The sequence below is a fragment of the Enterobacter cloacae complex sp.6700776 genome, from assembly GCF_048284255.1.
GTDB lineage: Bacteria > Pseudomonadota > Gammaproteobacteria > Enterobacterales > Enterobacteriaceae > Enterobacter > Enterobacter intestinihominis.
Genome location: NZ_JBLVYK010000149.1, coordinates 1 through 309 on the forward strand (window position 1 = coordinate 1; position 309 = coordinate 309).

Below are 309 nucleotides of genomic sequence, written 5' to 3' on the forward strand. Positions count from 1 at the left end.
GAGCTGACGGACGAGATGATCAAATCCCGGGTGATCGCCCTGCTGGAAAAATACCAGCTGCGTTACAGCGTGGAGTGGTGGCTCTCCGGCCAGCCGTTCCTCACCGGACGGGGCAAGCTGGTGGATGCGGTCGTCAACGCGATTGAGCACTATAATGAGATCAAACCGCAGCTGTTAACCAACGGCGGCACCTCAGACGGACGGTTTATCGCGCGCATGGGGGCGCAGGTGGTTGAGCTGGGCCCCGTAAATGCAACGATTCACAAAATTAATGAATGTGTGAACGCCGCCGACCTGCAGCTGCTGGCG

The 309-nt window shown here is 58.6% G+C and carries 1 protein-coding gene; it reads left to right on the plus strand.

Annotated features, from left to right (window positions below; genetic code table 11):
• Positions 1-309: M20/M25/M40 family metallo-hydrolase (locus ACNQ0T_RS23655; RefSeq protein ID WP_417930435.1), on the plus strand; the 309-nt coding region annotated here is incomplete at both ends.